General features: G+C 61.0%; 15 protein-coding genes, 1 tRNA gene and 1 pseudogene. 7 read left to right on the top strand and 10 right to left on the bottom strand.

Translation table 11 applies throughout. From position 1 onward, the window contains the following. The first annotated feature begins 11 nt into the window (after positions 1-11). Entirely contained in the window at positions 12-1,196 is a 1,185-nt protein-coding gene (locus tag EKL02_RS07965; RefSeq protein ID WP_128901554.1) for a thiolase family protein, read from the top strand. A 207-nt stretch (positions 1,197-1,403) separates the two neighbouring features. Here the strand turns inward: EKL02_RS07965 and EKL02_RS07960 are convergent. The 4 genes from EKL02_RS07960 to EKL02_RS07945 form a co-directional block, all read right to left on the bottom strand. Then, a tRNA-Val gene (locus EKL02_RS07960) sits at positions 1,404-1,478 on the bottom strand. Positions 1,479-1,515: 37 nt separating this feature from the next. Beyond that, the gene (dnaQ, locus tag EKL02_RS07955; RefSeq protein ID WP_128901553.1) at positions 1,516-2,223 is read right to left on the bottom strand and encodes a DNA polymerase III subunit epsilon; all 708 of its coding nucleotides are present in this window, start codon (positions 2,221-2,223) and stop codon (positions 1,516-1,518) included. Between the two features lie 13 nt (positions 2,224-2,236). Then, positions 2,237-2,671, bottom strand: a complete 435-nt coding sequence (gene rnhA / locus EKL02_RS07950; RefSeq protein WP_128901552.1) for a ribonuclease HI — start codon at positions 2,669-2,671, stop codon at positions 2,237-2,239. Between the two features lie 14 nt (positions 2,672-2,685). Then, a complete protein-coding gene (locus EKL02_RS07945) occupies positions 2,686-3,459 on the bottom strand; it encodes a methyltransferase domain-containing protein (protein WP_128901551.1) in 774 nt (257 codons plus the stop codon). A 4-nt stretch (positions 3,460-3,463) separates the two neighbouring features. On the opposite strand from EKL02_RS07945, the gene gloB reads away from it, so the two are divergent. Next, complete coding sequence (gene gloB, locus EKL02_RS07940; protein WP_128901550.1) at positions 3,464-4,237, top strand: hydroxyacylglutathione hydrolase; 774 nt, start codon at positions 3,464-3,466, stop codon at positions 4,235-4,237. An 8-nt stretch (positions 4,238-4,245) separates the two neighbouring features. Here gloB and EKL02_RS07935 read toward each other — a convergent pair whose 3' ends face one another. Beyond that, entirely contained in the window at positions 4,246-5,445 is a 1,200-nt protein-coding gene (locus EKL02_RS07935) for a nitronate monooxygenase family protein (protein ID WP_128901549.1), read from the bottom strand. A 399-nt stretch (positions 5,446-5,844) separates the two neighbouring features. On the opposite strand from EKL02_RS07935, the gene EKL02_RS07930 reads away from it, so the two are divergent. Next, entirely contained in the window at positions 5,845-7,377 is a 1,533-nt protein-coding gene (locus EKL02_RS07930) for a transglycosylase SLT domain-containing protein (RefSeq protein ID WP_128901548.1), read from the top strand. 2 nt (positions 7,378-7,379) lie between these two features. Here the strand turns inward: EKL02_RS07930 and EKL02_RS07925 are convergent, their stop codons facing one another. From EKL02_RS07925 to EKL02_RS07910, 4 genes and pseudogenes are all read right to left on the bottom strand, one after another. Next, positions 7,380-8,966 (bottom strand): dipeptide ABC transporter ATP-binding protein, encoded by a 1,587-nt coding sequence (locus EKL02_RS07925; protein WP_128901547.1) that lies wholly within the window; start codon positions 8,964-8,966, stop codon positions 7,380-7,382. Then, complete coding sequence (locus tag EKL02_RS07920) at positions 8,963-9,997, bottom strand: ABC transporter permease (RefSeq protein WP_206732492.1); 1,035 nt, start codon at positions 9,995-9,997, stop codon at positions 8,963-8,965. The genes EKL02_RS07925 and EKL02_RS07920 overlap by 4 nt, the downstream gene beginning before the upstream one ends. A 74-nt stretch (positions 9,998-10,071) precedes the next feature. Next, positions 10,072-11,130: a microcin C ABC transporter permease YejB gene (gene yejB, locus EKL02_RS07915; protein WP_128901545.1), complete on the bottom strand. Its 1,059-nt coding sequence runs from the start codon at positions 11,128-11,130 to the stop codon at positions 10,072-10,074. Between the two features lie 18 nt (positions 11,131-11,148). Then, positions 11,149-12,965: pseudogene (locus tag EKL02_RS07910) on the bottom strand (extracellular solute-binding protein). Positions 12,966-13,048: 83 nt separating this feature from the next. Here EKL02_RS07910 and fabI point away from each other — a divergent pair. Continuing rightward, the gene (gene fabI, locus EKL02_RS07905; protein WP_128901544.1) at positions 13,049-13,840 is read left to right on the top strand and encodes an enoyl-ACP reductase FabI; all 792 of its coding nucleotides are present in this window, start codon (positions 13,049-13,051) and stop codon (positions 13,838-13,840) included. Positions 13,841-14,214: 374 nt separating this feature from the next. Further along, on the top strand, positions 14,215-15,606 hold the full coding sequence (locus EKL02_RS07900) for a DEAD/DEAH box helicase (RefSeq protein WP_128901543.1): 1,392 nt from the start codon (positions 14,215-14,217) through the stop codon (positions 15,604-15,606). A gap of 74 nt (positions 15,607-15,680) precedes the next feature. On the opposite strand, the gene senA is transcribed toward EKL02_RS07900, so the two are convergent. Beyond that, the gene (gene senA / locus EKL02_RS07895; protein WP_241687830.1) at positions 15,681-16,889 is read right to left on the bottom strand and encodes a selenoneine synthase SenA; all 1,209 of its coding nucleotides are present in this window, start codon (positions 16,887-16,889) and stop codon (positions 15,681-15,683) included. 37 nt (positions 16,890-16,926) lie between these two features. On the opposite strand from senA, the gene senB reads away from it, so the two are divergent. Continuing rightward, positions 16,927-17,928: a selenoneine biosynthesis selenosugar synthase SenB gene (gene senB, locus EKL02_RS07890; RefSeq protein WP_241687829.1), complete on the top strand. Its 1,002-nt coding sequence runs from the start codon at positions 16,927-16,929 to the stop codon at positions 17,926-17,928. Further along, positions 17,925-18,983 carry a selenide, water dikinase SelD gene (gene selD, locus EKL02_RS07885; RefSeq protein WP_128901541.1) on the top strand — a complete coding sequence of 353 codons (1,059 nt, stop codon included), beginning with the start codon at positions 17,925-17,927 and terminating at the stop codon, positions 18,981-18,983. The genes senB and selD overlap by 4 nt, the downstream gene beginning before the upstream one ends. Positions 18,984-19,139: the final 156 nt, after the last annotated feature.

The following is a 19,139-nucleotide window of genomic DNA, read 5'->3' as shown; positions in this document are numbered from 1 at the left end:
AAGGAGTAAAAATGAAAGAACAAGAAATTGTGCTGTGCTCGCCAGTGCGAACGGCAATCGGTGCTTATAACGGCACATTGAAAGACGTGCCGGCAACCGAGTTGGGCGCGATAGTCGTACGTGAAACCATCCGGCGCGCGGGAATCGAACCGAACACGTTAGGCAGCGTGATCATGGGAAATGTCATCCAGGCTGGTAATCGCATGAACCCTGCAAGACAAGCCGCACTGAACAGCGGGGTTCCGGCAAATGTGCCCGCAATGACGGTTAACCGCGTCTGCGGTTCGGGACTGCAAGCGATCATATCCGCCGCTCAGGAGATACAACTTGGCCACATAGACAGTGCCATTGCCGGCGGCATGGAAAACATGGACCAGGCGCCCTATCTTCTGCCGAACGGACGCTGGGGGTCGCGCATGGGCGATGCACAGATATACGACAGCATGTTAAGGGACGGGCTGGTCGATGCGTTCTCTGGCGAGCACTCTGGCTGGCACACAGAGGATCTGGTAGAACTCTATAAAATTTCAAGGGAAGACCAGGATCGATGGGCTCATCGCTCACAGCAGCGCTTTGCAAGCGCCCAGGCCGCCGGCTATTTTGCAACGCAAATTGCAGGTATCGAGATCAACGGTCGAAACGGTGCAAAGGTGTTCGATACGGATGAAGCGAATCGACCGGACTCGACGCTGGACGCACTTGCGAGGCTGAAGCCGGCATTTCGTAAAACCGGCTCCATCACTGCCGGCAACGCACCGGGCCTCAATAGTGGAGCGGCGGCCATGATCGTTTCAGATCGACGTTTTGCCGATCATCACCAGCTGGAGCCGATGGCAAAGATTGTTAGTTATGGAATCGCGGCGGTTGAGCCAGGTTTGTTCGGTCTGGGGCCTGTCGGCGCGATACGGCAAGCGCTCACCCGAGCAGGCTGGACGCTTAAAGACGTTCAGCAGATGGAAATCAATGAGGCCTTCGCAGCAGTGCCGCTTGCTGTAATGCGCGAACTCGGCATTCCGGAAGAAATCGTCAATACGGATGGCGGGGCCATCGCTCACGGTCATGCCATTGGCGCAACCGGGGCAGTACTTACTGCGCGACTGCTGCATGCAATGCGGCGAAACGGAAACAAGCGTGGAATCGTAACCTTGTGTATTGGCGGAGGACAGGGAATAGCTTTGGCGCTCGAGGCACTGTAAAGAATCTCAGGCCCCGCCGGCATCGCCGTTGTCGGTCAAAGCCGGCGCGGAAATGGAGGTCCCAACGACGTCCTAACTGGAGGGAAGTAGCTGCCCAAGCTGCAGGGGATTTAGTTCTCCGGCCAGTAATTTTCCGTACTTTTTCCGTACCAGAAAGAAAAAAGGACCTACGTTTTAGCGTAAGTCCTTGTTTTCATTGCATTCGTGTGGTGGGCGGTGCAGGGTTTGAACCTGCGACCCCTGCCGTGTGAAGGCAGTGCTCTACCACTGAGCTAACCGCCCAACGAAGCCGGCATTATGACACAAATGCAGCGGCGGATCAATTCGTCTTTTCAGCACGCCAGATACAGGCCCCCTTGGACTCCTTGGCAACCTTGTCCAGCGTGGCTTCGTGCAGGGCCAGTTCATCCGCGCTGGCAGGCAGCACGATGATCGTTTCCAGGGCTGCGTACTCCACGCCACCGCCACCCGCACCGCTGCCGGACTCGCCGAGGTCGATGGAAAAGCTTTCCTGCCCCCGCGTCATCGCCAGATAAACTTCGGCCAGCAATTCGGCATCCAGCAAGGCGCCGTGCAAGGTACGGTGGGCATTGGAGACTTCGTAGCGGTCGCACAGGGAATCGAGCGAGTTGCGCTTGCCAGGATGCAGTTGCTTGGCTTGCACCAGCGTATCGATGATCTCGCCGACGTGCCCGACAAACCGCGGCATGCCCAGGCGCTCCAATTCCGCATCCAGGAAGGCCAGGTCGAAGGGCGCGTTGTGGATGATGATTTCCGCACCGGCGACGTATTCGAGAAATTCCTGGCTGATTTCAGCGAACTTTGGCTTGTCGGCCAGGAAGTCGCGCGTCAGGCCGTGCACCGCCAGCGCGCCCTCTTCCGAATCGCGCTCGGGGTTGATGTAGCGATGAAAATTATTACCGGTGAGGCGGCGATTGAGCATCTCGACGCAACCGATCTCGATAATGCGGTTGCCGGCGGCAGGGCTCAGGCCCGTGGTTTCGGTATCCAGAATGATTTGACGCATTGGTGAACTCCTGTCAGGCCAGCGATTCGACGCCGCGGTTGGCAAGCGCATCGGCACGCTCGTTGCCTTCGTGGCCGGCATGGCCCTTGATCCAGCGCCATTCGATGCGGTGCTGGGCCTGGGCGGCGTCCAACGCCTGCCACAGGTCGACATTCTTGACCGGTGCGCGGGCAGCGGTTTTCCAGCCGCGCGCCTTCCAGCCATGGATCCACTCGCTGATCCCCTTTTGCACGTATTCGCTGTCGGTATGCACGATCACATCGCAGGGACGCTTCAGGATCGACAGCGCCTCGATCACGGCGCGCAGCTCCATGCGGTTGTTGGTGGTATTGGGTTCACCGCCAAACAATTCCTTTTCATGGCCATCGGCCAGCAGCCACGCACCCCAGCCACCCCGGCCCGGATTGCCCTTGCAGGCGCCATCAGTATAGATTTCGACTTTTTCCACGTTATTCAATTCGTTTATTTGATTCTGCGTATTTTATTCGTTGCCGGCATACCTTGCGGGACCTGGGCAGTCTGGCGGGTCCAGGCCGGGCCGATCAGGCGCATGCCCTTGACCCGTTTGATGGCCTGCACCATGTACACGGCGCCGACGTAAGGCCACCAGCGCTCGCCCGCGGACTCCATGAAAGCAAAGCGGTTGAGCCACTTTTCATTGCGAAACGGCGGCGCATAACAGCCGAAATAGCCGCGACTGTCATCGAGATTCAGGAGTTTCATCCAGTCCTTGATACGCGGCATGCTGATGAAGTCGGCATGTTGCGGCAGAAAATGCGCTCCCGACAGGCGCCCTGCGGCTTGCCGCACCCGCCACAGGCTGGCCGGGTTGAAACCGCAGATGATGACCTGCCCTTCCGGTATCAGCACCCGCTCGACTTCGCGCAGCACCTGGTGGGGCTCGGCGGCAAACTCGAGCACATGCGGCAAGACCACCAGGTCCAGGCTTTGCGAGGCAAACGGCAGCTCGGCAAAATCGTGCACCGCCACGACCGGCGGCCTGGCGCCCTCGACTGGCGCCGGCACGGCAATATCGGACAGCCACTTGTTGGGCATGCGGTTGGCACGCAAGGCATCGACTTCCGGAAAGCCGATCTGCAAGGCGTTGAAGCCAAAGATATCCGCCGTGATCTCATCCAGCCGCGCCTGTTCCCATTCGCGCACATAGCGGCCCATTGGCGTTTGCAGCCATGAGGCGAGCGTTATAATGGGCTTTTGCGGCGATAGGCGTGGCATTGGTATGCTGACTGTATTGGCAGTTCCGGCGTTTAACGATAATTATCTCTGGCTGGCGCACGACGGCCGCCATGCGGTTGCCGTCGATCCAGGCGATGCCGTTCCCATCATAAGCGCTTTGGCGGCGCACGGCTTGACCTTGTGCGCTATTTTACTGACTCATCGCCACGCTGACCATGTCGGCGGCGTTCCGGAATTATTGCATCATTGGCAAGTTCCCGTGTATGGGCCTCGGCATGACGATATCGCCTGCATCACGCATCCGGTGGAGGATGGCGATCGCGTGCAGGCGCCGTTACCGGGGCTGGATCTGGCCGTGATCGGCGTGCCGGGCCATACGCGCGGGCACATCGCCTACTACGCTGCCAGGCAAGGCTGGCTCTTTTGCGGTGATACGCTCTTTGGCGCAGGGTGCGGACGCATCTTCGAGGGGACCCCGGCGCAGATGGCGGCCTCGCTGGCAAAACTCGCGGCTTTGCCGGATGCCACGCAAGTGTATTGCGCGCACGAATATACCCTCTCCAACCTGCGCTTTGCGCATGCGGTGGAGCCCGGCAATGCCGCCCTGGCCGAACGCATCGCAGCCGACACGGCCCGGCGCGAAGCCGGCGTGCCGACCGTGCCTTCCACCATCAGCCTGGAAAAGGCGACCAACCCCTTCCTGCGCTGCGACGAAATGGAAATCCGGGAAAGCCTGCGCCAGGCCGGGCGCCTGCAGGAAGAAACGCCACTGGCGGTATTTACCGCCCTGCGGGAATGGAAAAACGTCTTTAAATGAGTGCCTGATCAGGCCGGCTGCAGGCAAGCGAGTGCTTCGACCTGCTCATCGGCCAGCTTGCCGTTCAATACGCCGGTCAGCAAAAATTCCAGCAGATCCTTCACGGGGCGGATTTCGGAACCCAGCGGCAAAGGCTCACTGCCGCGGAAGAACAGGCCGCGCTTGACGTCACCCTTCATGGCAAACGCCAGCTGGGTATCGATGCAGAATTGCCCTGCCTTGGCGATCCCATCGCGCAATCCGCACTGCTGCAGGCAGTCAAACGCCATCAGGCATTCCTTGGGCTTGGCCTTGGACTGCAGCTTGGCTTCCTTCTCGAGATAAGTTTCCAGCCAGGGCGTGCGCACGGCGCGCGCGGGCAAGCCGGCCACGCTCATGAAGGTCACGATATCCTCGCGCTTTGCCTGGGTCAGCACTTTCTTGAAATTGATATGGGCATCGCCCTCCTCGGTCACCGCAAACGGTGTGCCGAGTTGCACCGCGCTGGCGCCTAGCGACAGCAATGTGCGGATTTGCTCATGGCTGTTGATGCCGCCGGCAGCAATCAGGGGGATTTTTTCGCGCTCGATACCGAGTTCCTTGAACAGCGCAAAGGTTTCTTCAAACACGCGCGGCATCTCGAAGCGCGCGTCGGTGACATCTTCCGGCTTGGCGGCGCCCAGGTGGCCAGCGGCAAAGCGCGGGTTTTCGATCACGATGGCATCCGGCAAGCGGTTCTTGCGCATCCATTTTTTCAGGACCAGGGCAATCCCGCGTGAATCCGACAAGATCGGGATCAGCGCGACTTCCGGGAAATCGGCCGTCAGTTCGGGCAAGTCCAGCGGCAGTCCGGCGCCGACCACCACGGCATCCGCCCCGCTTTCGCAGGATTGGCGCACATAGTTGGCGTACTCGGAGACGGCACGCATGATATTGACGGTGACCAGGCCGTTGCCGCAGGCGATCTCCTTGGCGGCGCGGATTTCACGGTCCAGCGCCACCAGGTTGGCATGGTCGATCGCCGCCTTGTCGCGGCTCTTGCCGGTTTGCGCCATCAGATCCGGATGATGGCGGCGCAGGTCGACACTGGAAATGGTGCCTACCGCATTCTGCTTTGCCACGGCGCCGGCCAGGCGATGCGCCGAAATGCCGACCCCCATGCCGCCCTGCACGATGGGCAACAGGGTTTTATTGCGAAACTTGAAATACGGTAAGTCAGTGGTCAACATGAAAATCCTTCTGCGGGGCATACGATGGCTGACGATAGCAAAGCGGTTCGCGGATTCACTTGATATGGATCAAGACAATCCGGCGACCGTTTCGGCAATTCCCATGGCGAAAACAATGGCGCAGCGTAATCTGGACGGCAATGCCCCTCACCGGGTGGAAATCCGGCGCCAGGAACCAAATCGGAAAATATTGATCTGTAGCAAGTGCACGAATTGAAAATAAGCAAGCAATGCCGGCATCAAGCGGTTAATTTCCGCTAAGGAACTATTAAATTGGCTGATTGCAAATGCATCTCCCTTGAAACTGTAAAATTCCTTGACGCAAGAAAAGCCCCTTACTTACACTGTGGAATTAATGCTCTGCCGACTGATGCAGGGTCGGTCCTTGACAAGCAACCCATGCATCCAACATTCAAATCCCTTTTTCTTGCCACCGCGCTGATTGCCAGCCAGTTCCCCCTGGCGGCGCAGGCTGCCGACATCACCCTGTACCTCCATGGCGATGAAAATCGCGACTATCCGCCGCAATCGCAATCACTGATCATGCAAGAGATGGATGTGTGGGAACGCATCCGCAAGGGTTTCGCCATTCCCGACCTCGACAACCCGCTGGTGGTGTCGCAAACCAACTGGTACAGCGCCCGCCCCGATTACATCCAGCGCACCACCACGCGTGCGTCGCGCTACCTTTACCACGTGGTCGAAGAACTGGAAAAGCGCAACATGCCGACCGAACTGGCGCTGTTGCCCTTCATCGAGTCAGCCTTCAACCCGCAAGCCTATTCGACCGCCAAGGCGGCCGGCATGTGGCAGTTCATCCCGTCGACGGGGCGCGACTTCGACCTCAAGCAAAGCGTCTTCAAGGATGAACGGCGCGACGTGCTGGCCTCGACCGAGGCAGCGCTGACGTACCTGCAGCGCCTGTACGGCATGTTCGGCGACTGGCAGCTGGCGCTGGCGGCGTACAACTGGGGCGAAGGCTCGGTGCAGCGCGCCATCAAGAAGAACACGGCAGCCGGCCTGCCGACCGACTTCAACAGCCTGTCGCGCATCATGCCGGCCGAAACGCAGAATTACGTGCCCAAGCTGCAGGCGGTGAAGAACATCATCGCCGCGCCGGACCAGTACGGCATCACGCTGCCGCGCGTGGACAACCAGCCCTACTTCGTCACCATCGGCAAGACGCGCGACATCGACATCAAGCTGGCGGCGCAGCTGGCCGAATTGTCGCTGGAAGAATTCAAGGCCCTGAATCCGCAGTACAACCGCCCTATCATCATCGGCAGCACCGACACGCATATCCTGCTGCCCAAGAATAATGCGGCGAAATTCAAGGAAAACCTGGCGAACTGGGGCAAGAACCTGTCATCGTGGACTGCACACAAGGTGACCGGCGCGCGCGAACGCATCGAGGCAATCGCTTCCCGCTTCGGCACCACGCCGCAGGTGATCCGCGAAGTCAACAATATCCCGCCAAAGATGGCGCTGAAGGCGGGCTCGACCATCCTGATTCCCAAGACCGAACTGACTTCGCAAAAGGATATCAGCGCCGAAGTGGCCGACAATGCCACCATGCTGGTGGTGCCGGACGTGCCGGAAACCCGGCGCATTTACGTCAAGGTGGGCAAGCGCGACAACCTGGCTTCGATTGCAAGTCGCCACAAGGTCAGCGTGGCGCAAATTCGCGACTGGAATGATTTGAACAGTGACAAGGTCGCCACTGGCAAGCGCCTCGAATTGCACGTGCCTAATCGCGTCGCCGCGCGCAGCGAAACCGTCGCAACGCGCAAGGCGGTGCGTGGCGAACGCACCACAGCAGCCAAGACGGCATCCCACCGCAAGGCGGCGCCCGCCGCCAAGCCGCGCGCGGTGGCGTCGAAAAAATCGTCGACCACCACTGCCCGCAAGAGCAGCCGCAGCCAGAAAGGCTAGTTTCAGGCGGGCGTCAACGCCGCATACTCGGCGGCTGCCAGCAGCCGCTGCGTGTACTGTTCGCGCGGGCTCCCCAGCACTTCTTCGGCGGTGCCGCTCTCGACGACCTTGCCATCCTTCATCACCAGCACCCGGTGCGCCATGGCACGGATGACGGCAAGGTCATGGCTGATGAAGATGTAGGCCATGCCGTACTTGCGCTGCAGCCCCGCCAGCAATTGCAGCACCTGCTGCTGCACCGACACATCCAGCGCCGAAGTGGGCTCGTCCAGCAGCAGCAGATCGGGCTTGAGCACCAGTGCGCGGGCAATGGCGATGCGCTGCCGCTGCCCGCCGGAGAACTCATGCGGGTAGCGTGACATCATTGCCGCCTGCAAGCCCACTTCTTCCAGCGCAACACCGACCGACTGCCGCAACTGTTCCCGCGTCAGGTGCGGCTGGTGCAATTCAAGGCCCTCGCCGACAATCTGCTCGACCGTGCGGCGCGGCGACAGCGAGGCGAACGGGTCCTGGAACACCACCTGCATCCTGGCGCGCAAGGGCCGGACCTGGCCGGCATCCATTTCGCTGACTGGCTGGCCGGAGAATGCAATCTTGCCGTCGACCCTGGCGGCAGACAATCGCAACAGCGCCATGCCCAGGGTGGATTTGCCGGAACCGGACTCGCCGACGATGCCGAGCGTTTCATGCGGCCGCAGGGCGACATCGACCGCGTCGACGGCAACGAAGGGGGTTGTGCGGAACCAGCCGCGCGGGATCTCGAACACGCACCTCACGCCCTGCGCCTTGAGCAACTCGGCGCCATCGGCTGGCACCGGCTGCACCATGCGCTGCGGATGGCTGTTCAGGAGCTTCCTGGTATAGGCTTCGCGCGGGTTGGCAAACAGTTCGGCACTGTCCGCAATTTCCACCAGCCGGCCCTTTTCCATCACGCCGACACGGTCGGCAAAGTGGCGCACGAGGTTCAGGTCGTGCGAGATCATCAGCACGGCCATGTTTTCTTCGCGCTGCAACTGGTTGAGCAATTCCAGGATCTGCACCTGGATTGTCACGTCCAGCGCCGTGGTGGGCTCGTCGGCGATCAAAAGCTTGGGCTTGCACGCCAGCGCCATGGCAATCATGGCGCGCTGGCGCTGTCCGCCGGACAGCTGGTGCGGATACGACAAGGCGCGCCGGGCAGGCTCGGGAATGCCGGTCTTTTCCAGCAAGGCGACCGCCTGCAGCGCAGCCTGCCTGGCGTTCAGGCCTTCATGCAGCATCAACACCTCGGCAATCTGGTTGCCAATGCTGAAAAGCGGGTTCAGGGCCGTCATCGGCTCCTGGAAAATCATCGCCACTTCCTTGCCGCGCACGGCGCGCATGGCGGATTCCGGCTTTTGCAGCAAGTCCTGGCCTGCGAAGAGAATCCGTCCGCTGTAGCGCGCATCCTGGTTCAGGCGCAGGACCGACAAGGCAGTCACCGTCTTACCGGAGCCGGATTCCCCCACCAGCGCCAGCTTTTGGCCCGGTGCGATGTCGAAGCTGACATCGTCCACCACGGTCGTGTCGCCAAAGGCGACGGAAAGATTCTGGATCTGCAAGAGGCTCATGCCTTCCTCCGCACATCCAGGGCATTGCGCAAGGCATCGCCAATATTCGTCAAGAGCAGCAAGGTCACGGTCAGCACCACAAAAGTCGACAGCGCGATCCACCACGCGTCCAGGTTGTTCTTGCCTTGCGCCAGCAACTCGCCCAGGCTGGGCGTCGATGGCGGCACGCCCAGGCCTAGGAAATCCAGGCTGGTCAGCGCCAGGATGGCCGCGCTCATGCGAAATGGCAGGAAGGTCACCACCGGCGTAAGGCTATTGGGCAAGACATGGCGCCAGATGATCTGGCCATTCGACAAACCCAGCGCGCGGGCAGCCTGCACGTATTCGAGGTTGCGGTTGCGCAGGAAGTCGGCGCGCACGTAATCGGACAAGCCCATCCAGCCGAACAGCGACAACAGGATCAGCAAGAGGCCGATGCTGGGCTCGAAGATCGAGGAAAAAATGATGAGCAGGTAAAGCTCGGGCATGGAACCCCAGATTTCCATGAAACGCTGGAACACCAGGTCGATGCGGCCGGCAAAGTACCCCTGGATGGCGCCGGTGATGAGGCCGAGCGCCACGCCGGTGATGGTCAGCGCCAGGCCAAACAGGATCGAGATGCGGAAACCGTACAGGAGGCGTGCCACCACATCCCGCCCGCGGTCATCGGTGCCGAGCCAGTTTTCCCGGGAAGGCGGCGCCGGGTTGGGCGACTTGGCAAAATAATTCAGGGTATCGAAACGGTAATGATTGATCGGATAGATGGCCCAGTTGCCTGGCTTCTTCAATTGATCCTGGATGAAGGGATCGAGGTAATCGGCCGGCGAGGCGAAATCGCCACCAAAGGCTTTTTCGGAATAGTCCGTGGCGATCGGGAACAGCAACTGGCCGTTGTAGCGCGCCACCAGCGGCTTGTCGTTGGAAATGACTTCGGCCATCAGGCTGAGGGCAAACAGCACGCAAAAAATCACCAGGCTCCAGTAGCCGCGGCGGTTTTGCCTGAAGCGCAGCCAGATGCGGCGACCGGGCGAAACCGATGGTGCGGCCGCCATCGCGGTGAAAGCGACAGTGTCCGGAGCAGGCGCATGCCCCGGCTCTGTTGCGACGGTCGGAACAGGCGTAAGAGTCATCGGGCAAGACTTTCAAACTGGACGCGCGGGTCAGCCCACACATAGCACAGGTCGCCGATCAGCTTGACCACCAGGCCGATCAGGGTAAACAGGTACAGCGTGCCCATCACCACCGGATAGTCGCGCCGGATCACCGATTCATACGACAACAGCCCCAGGCCATCGAGCGAAAACAGGGTTTCGATCAGGAGGCTGCCGGCGAAGAAGGCGCCGATGAAGGCGGCCGGAAAGCCGGTCACCAGCGGGATCAGTGCATTGCGGAAGACATGCTTGTAAAGCACGGTATTTTCGGCCAATCCCTTGGCGCGCGCGGTCAGCACGTATTGCTTGCGGATTTCTTCCAGAAAGGTGTTCTTGGTCAGCATGGTCATGACGGCAAACGATCCGGCCACCGAGGCCGTCACCGGCAGCGTGATGTGCCAGAGGTAATCCCTGACCTTGCCGAACCAGGACAGCGTTTCCCAGTCATCCGAGGTCAGGCCGCGCAAGGGGAACCACTGCACGAAGCTGCCGCCGCCAAACAGCACCAGCAGGAATACGCCCAGCACGAAGCCGGGAATGGAATAGCCGACGAGCACTGCCATGCTGGAAATAGCGTCGAAACGGCTCCCTTCGCGCACCGCCTTGGCGATCCCCAGCGGCAACGAGATGAAGTACGTCAGGAAAAAAGTCCACATGCCGATCGTGATCGATACCGGCAGCTTGGACTTGACCAGTTCCCACACATCCTTGTGATGGTAAAAGCTTTGCCCCAGGTCGAAGGTGGCAAAACCCTTCAACATTTGCCAGAAGCGCTCTGCCGGCGGCTTGTCGAAGCCGTACAAGGCCTTGATTTCGGCCACGCGCTCGGCATCGATGCCCTGGCGGCCGCGGTATTGCGAAGCGCCGCCACCGCTGGCTTCGCCGGCGCCGACCTGCCCTTTCAGTTCCATCAGCGCCTGCTCCACCGGCCCGCCGGGCACGAACTGGATCACCGCGAAGGTAATGGCGACCACGCCGAACAGGGTCGGCAACATCAGCAACAGCCGCTTGGCGATATACGTCCAGATATTCATCGCGTCGTTATCCTCTTCTTATCTCGGCTTCTGTTCCCACCAGCTCGACACCACGTAGGGGTTGGCCTGGTAATACAGGGGTGCGACCGCCGGGATGCCGAAGCGGTTGCGGTAGGCCACGCGGTGGGTCGAGGAATACCAGTGCGGCACCACAATGTACTTGTGCAGCAGCACGCGGTCCAGCGCGCGCGCGGCGGCGACCAGTTCGCGGCGCGTTTCCGCCTTGACCAGCGCTTCCACCAGGCGGTCCACTGCCGGGTCCTTCAGCCCCCAGGCGTTGTTGGAGCCATTCTGGTCGGCCGCTTTGGAGCCAAACATGTCGAACATTTCATTGCCGGGGCTGGTCACGTCGGGAAAGCGGATGGAGGTCATGTCGAAATCGAATTCTTCCATGCGCTTTTGCACCAGCGCGTAGTCGGCGGTGCGCTGGCTGACCTGGATGCCGAGTTTTTGCAGGTTGCGCACGTAGACGCTGACGACGCGCGACAAGGCGCCCTGGTCATCGATGATCTCAAAGGTGAATGGCTCGCCCTTGGCATTGCGCAGGGCGCCGTCGCGGTACGTCCAGCCGGCCTGTGCCAGCAAGTCGCGCGCGGCCAGCAGGTTGGCGCGCAGCGAGGATGGCGCATCGGTCACCGGCGGCACCGGCGCCTGGCCGAATACGGCCGGATCGAGCTTGTCGCGCAGCGGCTCCAGCAGGCGCAATTCATCCGCCGAGGGCAGGCCGGTGGCGGCCATCTCGCTGTTGTTGAAAAACGAGTAGATGCGCTTGTACTGGCCATAGAACAGCTGCCGGTTCATCCATTCATAATCCAGTGCCAGGCCCAGTGCCTGGCGCACCCGCGCATCCTTGAATTGCGGGCGGCGCAGGTTCATCACGAAACCCTGCATGCCGGCGCCGTTGGAATGAGTCAGTTCGCGCTTGATGATTTCGCCGCTGGAAAATTTCGGCCCCTTGTAGCTGCGCGCCCAGTTCTTCGCGCTGTACTCGACCACGACGTCGAACTCGCCTGCCTTGAAGGCTTCCAGGCGCGCCACGTCATCCTTGTAAAAACGGTAGACGATGCGCTCGAAGTTGAACGTGCCGCGCCGCGCCGGCACATCGCTGCCCCAGTAATCGGGGTTGCGCTTGTAGGTGATGTTGCGGCCGACATCGAAGCGCTCGATCAGGTAGGGGCCAGTGGCAATGGGCGCTTCCAGCTGGATTTTGTCGAACAGGGTATTGGCGCCCCATTTGCGCGAAAATACCGGCACACCGCCGACAATCAGGGGCAATTCATGGTTTTGCGTCTTGAAATCGAAGCGTACGGTGCGCTCGTTCAACACCACGCATTGCTTCACATCGGCAAAAATCGTCTTGAATTGCGGCGCCCCCTTGCTCATCAGGGTATCGAAGGAATGCTTGACGTCCGCCGCAAGCACCGGGTCGCCATTGTTGAAGCGGGCCTTGGGATTGAGCCGGAACGTCATCGACATGCGGTCCGGCGCCAGCACCATGTCGTCCGCCAGCAAGCCGTACATGGTCGCAACTTCGTCCGCGGAGCTTACTGCCAGCGACTCGAACATGAGGTCGGAAACACCGGCCGCGGCGACACCCTTGAGCGAAAACGGGTTGAACTTGTCGAAGCTGGTGCGCCGGTCCGGGTTGGCCAGATACAGCGCCCCCCCCGGGGCGCATCCGGATTGACATAGCCGAAATGGGTGAAGTTCGCCGGGTATTTCGGCGTGTCGTATAGGGAAAAAGCATGCGCCGCCCAGGCGCCGCCGCTATGGCTGGCGAGGGTCGCCAGCAGCAAGGTCAGGGTTCTCAGTTTTTTCAAGTTTTTATCAAGCATGCGTAAAAATTTGCCGTTGCAGCCCATAACTCTTACAATCTCGCTCGGTTTGCATCACTATATCAGTACATTCGGAGTATCTCATGGCATTCTTGCAAGGCAAAAAAATCCTGATCACGGGCCTGTTGTCGAACCGCTCCATCGCCTACGGCATTGCCACGGCCTGCAAGCGCGAAGGCGCCGAGCTGGCCTTCACCTATGTTGGCGAGCGTTTCAAGGACCGCATCACCGATTTTGCCAAGGAATTCGGCAGCGACCTGATTTTTGACTGCGACGTCGGCAGCGACGAGCAGATCAATGCCCTCTTCGCCGACCTCGGCAAATCCTGGGACAAGCTCGATGGCCTGGTGCACGCCATCGGCTTTGCCCCGCGCGAAGCCATCGCCGGAGACTTCCTCGATGGCCTGTCGCGCGAAGGCTTCCGCATCGCCCATGACATATCCGCCTACAGCTTCCCGGCCATGGCCAAGGCCGCACGCCCGATGCTGAGCGACAAGGCAGCCCTGCTGACCCTGAGCTACCTGGGCGCCATGCGTGCCATTCCGAACTACAACACCATGGGTCTGGCCAAGGCGTCGCTGGAAGCCAGCGTGCGCTACACCGCAGAATCGCTCGGGCCGCAAGGCGTGCGCGTCAACGGCATTTCCGCCGGCCCGATCAAGACCCTGGCCGCCAGCGGCATCCAGGACTTCGGCAAGCTGCTCGGCTTCGTCGCTTCGCACGCGCCGCTGCGCCGCAATGTCACCATCGATGACGTCGGCAATACGGCCGCCTTCCTGCTGTCGGACCTGGCTTCCGGCATTACCGGCGAAATCACCTATGTCGACTGCGGATTTTCGCATGGCATGGGCCTGAACCAGGCTGACTACGCCTGATCCAGAGCAATTGGCAAGGCAGGCAAGACAAGGCGGCGCAAGCCGCCTTTTTGCTGTCTGCCCCGCCCCGCAACGCCTTTAGCCGAAAAGAAACCTGCGCAAAGTTGATTTCCCCTGTAGAATAACGACCTTGCAGTGCAACATGCGCTGCTTAAGCATCACCTTGTCGCATCGCGAACCCTTCGCTTCACGTCAAAGCCCTCCCGCCCCTGGTGTCTATAGTTGAACACCGTCCCGGCGCAAAGCTTTCTGTGCCGAAATCTGACAATCTACGAATCTTTTCGAGTTTTCAGTCGTTTCGTTGGTTGGCGTTGCATTTTTTGCGCGCGTGCATCTTTCATGGTGCGCGGCGCTGATCTTTACGAAAGAAAATAATGACTTTTGAAGCATTAGGCTTGCACGCGTCCATTCTCAAGGCACTGACCGATGCCGGCTATACCGAGCCGACCGCAGTGCAACAGCAAGCCGTTCCCGCAGCCATCGAAGGCCGCGACCTGCTGGTGTCCTCGCAAACCGGCTCCGGCAAGACTGCCGCTTTCATGCTGCCGTCGCTGCACAAATTCGCCAATGCCGAAGCCGAGCAGGCCGGCAAGACCGCGAACCAGGAACGCCAGTCAGCGCGCGCACGTGGCGACCGTCCCCGCTTCCAGCCGGCCCAGCCGAAAATGCTGGTGCTGACACCGACCCGCGAACTGGCCCTGCAAGTGACCACCGCCACCGACAAGTACGGCATCCATATGCGCCGCGTCAAGGCCGTGTCGATCCTGGGCGGCATGCCTTACCCGAAACAAATGCAATTGCTGTCGCGCAATCCTGAAATTCTGGTGGCAACGCCTGGCCGCCTGATCGACCATATGGATTCGGGCAAGATCGACTTTTCGCAACTGGAAATCCTGGTGCTGGATGAAGCCGACCGCATGCTCGACATGGGCTTTATCGAAGATATCGAAAAAATCGTCGCTGCCACCCCGGCAACCCGCCAGACCATGCTGTTCTCGGCCACGCTGGATGGCGTGGTTGGCTCGATGGCCCGTCGCATCACCCGCGAGCCGCAGGTGATCCAGATCGCCAGCGCCGGCAACAAGCATGAAAACATCCAGCAGCGCGTGCATTTCGTCGATGACCTGTCGCACAAGAACCGCATGCTCGACCACTTGCTGACCGATACCACCATGGATCAGGCAGTGGTGTTTACCGCCACCAAGCGCGACGCCGATACGCTGGCCGACCGCCTGAACATCGCCGGCTTCGCTGCTGCCGCGCTGCATGGCGACATGCACCAGGGCGCCCGCAACCGCACCCTGAACGCCATGCGCAATGGCCAGGTCCGCGTGCTGGTCGCAACCGACGTTGCCGCCCGCGGCATCGACGTGCCGGCGATCACCCACGTGTTCAACTATGACTTGCCGAAATTCCCGGAAGATTACGTGCACCGCATCGGCCGTACCGGCCGCGCCGGCCGCAATGGCCTGGCGATTTCGCTGGTAAACCATGCGGAAGGCATGAACGTCAAGCGCATCGAACGCTTCACCAAGCAAACGATTCCGGTCGACGTGATCGAAGGCTTCGAGCCGAAAAAGACGGCATCGGCGCCACGTTCCGCGCGCAAGCCGGGCGGCTGGAAGCCGGGCGCAGGCCGCAGTGCTGGCGGCAATGCCGGCAACAGTGCCAAGCCGGGCCAGCGTACTTTCAGCAAGCCTTCGGCGCCGCGCAAGGAAGGCGGCTACAAGGGCGACAGCCCGCGCCGTTCGTATGGCGATCGCTGATCCGCATAAATAGTCCGCAATAAGGACGGCCGCCGGATGCAAATCCGGCGGCCGTTTTCAGTTGTGCCGTCAGGCTATTGCGCGCAAGTGCGAAAGCCGACAAAGATATCCGCGCGCTCCGGCAGATAGAAATTGCGGTACTTCGCCGAACGCAGGCGCGGTTGCGTGGCAAACGAGGCGCCGCGCACCGCCTGGTGCGAGCCGAACCACGGCGCCGAGTACTCGCGGTAGGCATCCGCGGTAAAGCCGGGATACGGTTCGAACGGCGAAGCCGTCCATTCCCACAGCTCCCCCCAGCGAAACTGCGGATGTCCGTCCAGCGCGGCATACTCCCATTCGGCTTCACCCGGCAGGCGCCTGCCGGCCCAGGCGCAATAGGCCTGCGCTTCATACAGGCTGACATGGCGCACCGGCTCCTGCGGCGCCAGCATCATCGGGCGGCCGAAGCGCTGGGTCAGCCAGCCTTTTCCCTCGCGCTGCCATCCCTGTGGCGCCGAACGTTCCTGCCGCAGCAGCCAGGCCCGTGCGGCCGGTGTCCAGAAGCGTGGATTATCGTAGCCGCCGTCTGCCACGAATTCGCCGTATTGCGCATTGGATACCAGTGCCGCATCCATCGCAAACGGCGGCACGTAGCAGGCATGGGCCCATTTCTCATTGTCAAAGACAAAGCCGTTATCGGGAGCGCTGCCGCGCAGGAAGCTGCCGCCGGCAAAACGGATTTCGCGCGATGGCCCGGCGCTCGCCTGCTGCCGGCCTGGCTGCGCGGGCGCGGCCAGGCCCAGCGTCTGCAAGGTATAGGCAAAGGCTTCGCCATGCATGTCTTCGTGCGCCAGCGCCAAACGGTAAGGATAAAGTTTGTCTTCGCGCGCGGGTGTGCGCGCGAGCTTGTCCAGCACCCGGTCCAGCACTTCGCGGCAATAGGTTTTCAGGGGGCCGGCGCTAGGCAGGCCGAGCGTCCAGCGGGCATCGTGCGGCACCGTATTGGAATCGAACCAGTCATCGCCATAACGCAGCATGGAGGGGTGTTCGGCTGCCGCCGGATGACTGGATTGCGCCTCGCGCAGGATATACCACTCGGCAAACCAGGCGATATGACCCAGTTCCCACAGCGGCGGATTGACGATCGCCAGGCGCGGCACGCGTGCCGGCGCATCCAGCCCGGCCTCGAGAAATCGCTCGAACAGGAGCAACGTATAATCACGCGCATCGCGCAAGGCAAGCGCCAGTTCAGGCGGCGATGCCTGACGGAACGAGACATTCACGGATAACGGGGATGGCGTCATTTATTGGGAAACCATGCGGTTGAAATCACATATTGTCATGATCAGCCCTGCCCTGGCAAATGCCAATAACGGCAACTGGCAAACCGCCAGGCGCTGGGCACACATGCTGGGCGAGCAATATGCGGTCACGATTTTGCACAGCGGTGACGGCACGACATTGCCGCTACCGCCTTTGCCGCGCGCCCCCGAACTCGTGATTGCCCTGCATGCGCGCCGCTCCGCAGCGGCCCTGGTCTCGCTGGAAAAACACTACCCGGGCATACCGGTGCTGCTGGTGCTGACCGGCACCGACCTGTATCGCGATATCCATACCGATGCCGCCGCGGCCCGGAGCCTGATGCGCGCCGACCGCCTGGTGGTGCTGCAACAGGCCGGCTTGCAGGCACTTCCGCCGGAAGTGCGCACCAGGGCCAGTGTCGTCTACCAGTCTGCGCCCGCGCTCAAATCCATCAGCGCCGAGGTCAAGCGCCGGATGCGGCACTTCGATGTCTGCATGATCGGCCACTTGCGCGAAGAAAAGGATCCAGCCACGTTCATGCGCGCAGCCGCCCTGCTCTCGCTGCCACGCATCCGCCTGCGGCACATCGGCGGCGCGCTGGATGCGGGCCTGGCGGTGCAAGCCGAAACTACAGCAAAGTGCCTGCACAATTACCACTGGCTGAATGCGCTGCCCCATGGCGAAACGCGCCGCCGCCTGAGACGCAGCCATCTGATGGTAATTACTTCGCGCATGGAAGGCGGCGCCAATGTCATCATCGAGGCGCTCACCTCCGGCGTGCCGGTGCTGGCATCGGATATTCCCGGCAACCGCGGCATGCTTGGTGACGATTATGCCGGCTATTTTGCGCCGGGTGACAGTGCCGCACTGGCGCAAGCCATCGAGCGCGCCGCCACAGACACGGAATTTTATGCCCGGCTTCTTCAGCAATGCCAGGCGCGCACACCTTTGTTCGCGCCGCAGCGCGAGCAGGCGACCCTGCTGGAGTTGGTGGATAATATGCTTCACAGCAAGGACACACACAGGACTACTTCCCCATGAATGCACCCATCGAACCCGGCATCCGGCTCACTTCGTTTTCACACGGCGGCGGTTGCGGCTGCAAGATCGCACCCGGCATCCTGTCCGAAATCCTGAAAAAATCCAGCGGCTTCCCGGTGCCAAAGGAATTACTGGTTGGCATAGAGACGGCGGATGACGCCGCCGTCTACAAATTGAACGATGAGCAGGCGCTGATCGCCACCACCGATTTTTTCATGCCCATCGTCGACGATCCCTTCGACTTTGGCCGCATCGCAGCCACCAATGCGATTTCCGACGTGTATGCCATGGGCGGCACGCCAATCATGGCGCTGGCGCTGGTGGCCATGCCGGTCAACCAGTTGCCCATCGATATCATCGGCAAGATCATCCAGGGCGGCGAAGCGGCCTGCGCCGAAGCCGGCATCCCGATCGCCGGTGGCCATACCATTGATTCGGTCGAACCGATCTATGGCCTGGTCGTGATGGGCATCGTGCATCCCTCGAAGATCAAGCGCAATGCCGATGCCCGCGCCGGCGACAAGCTCATCCTCGGCAAGCCGCTCGGCGTGGGCGTACTGTCCGCTGCATTGAAAAAGAATGCCCTGGATGCCGCGGGCTATGCCGCCATGATTGCCAATACCACCAAGCTCAACAAGCCCGGCAAGGCGCTGTCGGAGCTGCCGGGCGTGCATGCCCTGACCGATGTCACCGGCTTCGGCCTGCTGGGCCATGCGCTGGAGCTGGCGCGCGGCGCCGGGCTCACCGTGCGCCTCGACATGGCGCAAGTGCCGTTGCTGCCGGGCGTCGCACAACTGGCCGAGGGCGGCTTCATTACCGGAGCATCGGGGCGCAACTGGGCAGGCTATGGTCACGATGTCGACCTGGCCGCCGGCATCACACCGGTGCAGCAAGCCTTGCTGACCGACCCGCAGACTTCCGGCGGCTTGCTGGTATCGTGCGCTGCCGATGCCGTCGACCAGGTACTAGAAATTTTCCATCGCGAAGGCTTTGCGGATGCGGCTGTCATCGGCGAAATGACGGATGGTGCCGCCAGGGTACAAGTCACCGGCTGATTTTGTTGTAAAACAATACTGCGAGAATTAATTATTCCTGCTGGTAATTTCAATGTGAACCAGGTCACTTTGGCGGCCTGATTTTTTTCGCCGTCTTCCCTTGCAAGGTTAACCTCCCATACATGCCATACGCGCAGGCCAATGCGCGATGATTGC

This window comes from Janthinobacterium sp. 17J80-10 (assembly GCF_004114795.1).
In the GTDB taxonomy this organism is placed as follows: domain Bacteria; phylum Pseudomonadota; class Gammaproteobacteria; order Burkholderiales; family Burkholderiaceae_D; genus Paucimonas.
The sequence above is the reverse complement of the archived record's forward strand: the minus strand, read 5'-3'. Positions and strand labels throughout refer to the sequence as shown.

Bases quoted from the DNA above. Each gene is read 5' to 3' on its own strand.
- EKL02_RS07930 (WP_128901548.1), top strand. From the start codon at position 5,845: ATGCATCCAACATTCAAATCCCTTTTTCTTGCCACCGCGCTGATTGCC.
- senB (WP_241687829.1), top strand. From the start codon at position 16,927: ATGATCAGCCCTGCCCTGGCAAATGCCAATAACGGCAACTGGCAAACC.
- EKL02_RS07920 (WP_206732492.1), bottom strand. From the start codon at position 9,997: ATGGCGGCCGCACCATCGGTTTCGCCCGGTCGCCGCATCTGGCTGCGC.
- yejB (WP_128901545.1), bottom strand. From the start codon at position 11,130: ATGAATATCTGGACGTATATCGCCAAGCGGCTGTTGCTGATGTTGCCG.
- EKL02_RS07945 (WP_128901551.1), bottom strand. From the start codon at position 3,459: ATGCCACGCCTATCGCCGCAAAAGCCCATTATAACGCTCGCCTCATGG.
- EKL02_RS07925 (WP_128901547.1), bottom strand. From the start codon at position 8,966: ATGAGCCTCTTGCAGATCCAGAATCTTTCCGTCGCCTTTGGCGACACG.
- selD (WP_128901541.1), top strand. From the start codon at position 17,925: ATGAATGCACCCATCGAACCCGGCATCCGGCTCACTTCGTTTTCACAC.
- dnaQ (WP_128901553.1), bottom strand. From the start codon at position 2,223: ATGCGTCAAATCATTCTGGATACCGAAACCACGGGCCTGAGCCCTGCC.
- EKL02_RS07965 (WP_128901554.1), top strand. From the start codon at position 12: ATGAAAGAACAAGAAATTGTGCTGTGCTCGCCAGTGCGAACGGCAATC.
- gloB (WP_128901550.1), top strand. From the start codon at position 3,464: ATGCTGACTGTATTGGCAGTTCCGGCGTTTAACGATAATTATCTCTGG.
- EKL02_RS07900 (WP_128901543.1), top strand. From the start codon at position 14,215: ATGACTTTTGAAGCATTAGGCTTGCACGCGTCCATTCTCAAGGCACTG.
- senA (WP_241687830.1), bottom strand. From the start codon at position 16,889: ATGACGCCATCCCCGTTATCCGTGAATGTCTCGTTCCGTCAGGCATCG.
- fabI (WP_128901544.1), top strand. From the start codon at position 13,049: ATGGCATTCTTGCAAGGCAAAAAAATCCTGATCACGGGCCTGTTGTCG.
- EKL02_RS07935 (WP_128901549.1), bottom strand. From the start codon at position 5,445: ATGTTGACCACTGACTTACCGTATTTCAAGTTTCGCAATAAAACCCTG.